The following is a 3,091-nucleotide window of genomic DNA, read 5'->3' as shown; positions in this document are numbered from 1 at the left end:
GCCATGGTTTCAAAGTCAGGCGCATGCGATTGCATGACGTTGAAGCGATGGCCAAGCGCAGAGGCACGGACAAAATCCGTGATCGTCGTTTGCGCTTTGTCTGCGCTGTCCTGAAGGCTCGCAAGGTCGGACGGTTTCAACGGAATGTTGATCTGTTCCGAGTGTCGGTCTTCAGGTGATAGCTTTGGCCTTCCGCCTGCCATGCCATTACCTCCATTTGCGCATCCAAGGACGCATGTTCCTTGGCCGTGGTTGAGCGTCGGCACGCTCTGCAGCCCTGCCCCGTGGGTGGGGCTTTAAGCTGGGTTTTAGGGGGTGGCGCAAGACCCCCTAACCAGAGTTTTTACATAGTAAAAACATATCTGGCTACTATCAAATTATAGCAACCATTCGTCAACAGTTTCTTAATGGTTACAATCACCGTGATTCTTTAGCTTTAGGTGATTAAATGCCCCCATATATGCGCCCCTCCCCACCCTCTGCCGAATGGATGCAACCAGACGAATTGCAATCGGAAGATTATCATTTTGAAGCAGGGAAAATCCTGCTTGGGCGAACAAAAGACGGGCGAAAAATCGGGGTAGATGACAACCGCCATGTGGTGACGATTGCAGGATCAAGGGCAGGAAAATCGGCCACCTCTCTCATGTCAAATCTTCTGACATGGACAGGTTCTGTCCTGACCATCGACCCCAAAGGAGAACTGGCGACCAACACCGCCAAACATCGAGCACAGATGGGGCAGGATGTGTACATCCTTGACCCATTTGGCGAGGTGTCGGGTGACGCTGCCAAGTATCGGGCTGATTTTGACCCTCTGGCCGAAATCTTCGCAGGCGATGAAATGGACATTGTGGACAATGCCATGCTCATCGCCGAAGCTCTGATCGTCCCAGACAAAGGCGCAAAATCTGACCACTGGTCATTGTCGGCCAAAAACCTCCTGCGCGGCCTGATCCTGTTGGCCGTCAATCGGCAGCAGACGCAAGACATAACCGCATCACTCAACGAAGTGCGCGAATGGGTGACTGCCCCCACTGGTGACGATGACAGCACCCCAGACGGTGATCGCCTGTGGCTCTCCACCCTATTCACCGTCATGATGGACAACCCCGATGCCTTTGACGGTGCCTTGGCTGGCGTTGGCGGCACCATGAAAGGTAAGCCACAAGATGAACGGGGGTCGATCATCTCAACGGCTGTAGAACAAACCTCGTTTCTCGATTCCACGCCAATGAAAGCGCACCTCGCGCCTTCAAAACTGAAAACCCTGCGAACACTCAAACGGAAACCCACAACCATTTATCTGGTGTTGCCGGCATCACGTATGGCAACCCATTTCCGGTGGTTGCGTACCATCATCACATTAGCCATGTCCGCACTGGAAAATGAGCCGCAACCAGAAGGCACACCGCCCGTTCTGTTCATCTTGGAAGAGTTTCCGCAATTGGGCTACATGCGCCAGCTTGAGGCCGCGGCTGGCCTCATGGCTGGCTACAACGTCAAACTCTGGACAGTGATGCAGGATCTTTCCCAGATCAAAGCCCTGTACCGCGATAGCTGGGAAACATTCCTTGGCAATGCTGGGGTCGTGGAAGCCTTCGGCAACACGGATTCTACCACCCTAGAATATCTGTCCAAACGCCTTGGCATGACACTGGCCGTTCAACAGCAACCCGAAAACCTGTCTCTGTCCGCACAACAAGGCGGCATGCCCAGAGACAGGGACACGGTTGTCACTGTTCCATTGATGGCATCCCATGAAATCGCAATCGGATTTTCTCGTGACATGCAAAACAAGCTGGTCATGATCGCAGGCAAAAAGCCGTTCATCCTACGGCGCATTTTTTGGAAGGATTTGCTCAATGGCTAAGGATTTGAAACTCAAAACCGAACGGATCAACGATACCACTGTGCGCGTGTCATGGACTGATCCCGTCCTCGGAGATTTTTCCAAAGGTAACAGCAACATGCTTGGTGCCATTGCTGGCATCGGCTTTTTGATCTGCATGGGCGTTGGCCTCGTGAACCAAACATTCACCCCCCTGCTGGTTGGCTTCGCCCTGATTATCGGCTGCCTTGTGATGCTGAAGACAACGCGCATGGTGGATCGCCAAATCGTCTTCGACCCCGAAACAACCCTTGTCGAAGGGCGGCGTTATCCCACGGATCAAATCACGCGCTTTGAATACGGTCTGAGATCGCAACTGACAGGGGAACAGCCTTACCGCGACCCTAAATCAGGTGCTGTGCATTCTGATCCTACCTTGATCCGCATGTGGCTCAATGACAGTGACGCACTCCAAATCTCGATTAACAACTGGCAACCCCAAGTCTGCCACAAAATCCGCAACGCCTTGGATGAAGCCTTGCTCTTTGTTCGCAAGGAACAAAAGCAAGCCGATCATCGCGAAAAATACGGCAGTAAGGGTGATTTTGGCATGCCAGAATACTGAGGTTTGCCAAGACGTTGCGAACATGGGAAACTGTTGCAAACAACACCAACGAGCAACGATTGGATACCCCCATGGCAACAGGCACATTTTTCACACTTGGCGAGGCTGCAAAACAGACAGGCGTTCAAAAATCCACACTGTCCAAAGCCTTGAAATCAGGCAAATTATCATTCGTGGAGAAAACATCAGCAGGATATAAGATTGACCCTTCGGAACTTTTTCGGGTGTACCCACGGAAACCGCAAGAAACTGTGTCAGAAACCGTTGCAAGTGAACTACCGGACACCCCAGATAAACACCCTGATTTCATACGGTTACAGGTCGAAGTTGAACAACTTCGTGAGCGGCTGACCGAAACGCAGACGCAACGCGATGAATGGATGAAACAGGCGCAGCAGCTTGCCTTGCCTGCACCCTCCAATACTTCACCAGAGGTCGAAAAATCGCCACGTAGAAGCCTGTTCAGTATTTTTGGTGGTGAGAGGTAGGGCAGAAGGGAGGGGCGCCTGTACGGGCTTTAAATCGACCCTATCGGATTTTCTGGCCAGTTTTCACGGGAATGCCTGACACGCAGGATGCGCACCACACGGTTATCATCAACCAGATAGATAATCACATGCACACCGACTGGGTGA

The 3,091-nt window shown here is 52.2% G+C and carries 5 protein-coding genes; 3 read left to right on the top strand and 2 right to left on the bottom strand.

Annotated elements, in window-relative coordinates; translation table 11 throughout:
- Positions 1 to 203 (bottom strand): plasmid mobilization protein (locus BLP79_RS19350; RefSeq protein WP_425284209.1); only part of this gene is annotated, 203 nt, incomplete at its 3' end.
- Between the two features lie 245 nt (positions 204 to 448).
- Here BLP79_RS19350 and BLP79_RS19345 point away from each other — a divergent pair.
- The 3 genes from BLP79_RS19345 (at position 449) to BLP79_RS19335 (ending at position 2,944) form a co-directional block, all read left to right on the top strand.
- Positions 449 to 1,873, top strand: coding sequence for a type IV secretory system conjugative DNA transfer family protein (locus BLP79_RS19345; protein WP_090221328.1), 1,425 nt, complete (start codon positions 449 to 451; stop codon positions 1,871 to 1,873).
- Positions 1,866 to 2,456 (top strand): hypothetical protein, encoded by a 591-nt coding sequence (locus tag BLP79_RS19340; protein WP_090221327.1) that lies wholly within the window; start codon positions 1,866 to 1,868, stop codon positions 2,454 to 2,456. Before BLP79_RS19345 ends, BLP79_RS19340 begins: the two co-directional genes overlap by 8 nt.
- A gap of 71 nt (positions 2,457 to 2,527) precedes the next feature.
- Positions 2,528 to 2,944, top strand: a complete 417-nt coding sequence (locus BLP79_RS19335; protein ID WP_090221326.1) for a hypothetical protein — start codon at positions 2,528 to 2,530, stop codon at positions 2,942 to 2,944.
- A gap of 29 nt (positions 2,945 to 2,973) precedes the next feature.
- On the opposite strand, the gene BLP79_RS19330 is transcribed toward BLP79_RS19335, so the two are convergent.
- On the bottom strand, positions 2,974 to 3,078 hold the full coding sequence (locus BLP79_RS19330) for a type II toxin-antitoxin system RelE/ParE family toxin (protein ID WP_090221329.1): 105 nt from the start codon (positions 3,076 to 3,078) through the stop codon (positions 2,974 to 2,976).
- Positions 3,079 to 3,091: the final 13 nt, after the last annotated feature.

It is taken from the genome of Epibacterium ulvae, from assembly GCF_900102795.1.
Taxonomy (GTDB): domain Bacteria; phylum Pseudomonadota; class Alphaproteobacteria; order Rhodobacterales; family Rhodobacteraceae; genus Epibacterium; species Epibacterium ulvae.
Note: the sequence above shows the minus strand (reverse complement) of the source record. Positions and strands in the feature narration are given on the sequence as shown.

Bases quoted from the DNA above. Each gene is read 5' to 3' on its own strand.
- BLP79_RS19345 (WP_090221328.1), top strand. From the start codon at position 449: ATGCCCCCATATATGCGCCCCTCCCCACCCTCTGCCGAATGGATGCAA.
- BLP79_RS19340 (WP_090221327.1), top strand. From the start codon at position 1,866: ATGGCTAAGGATTTGAAACTCAAAACCGAACGGATCAACGATACCACT.
- BLP79_RS19335 (WP_090221326.1), top strand. From the start codon at position 2,528: ATGGCAACAGGCACATTTTTCACACTTGGCGAGGCTGCAAAACAGACA.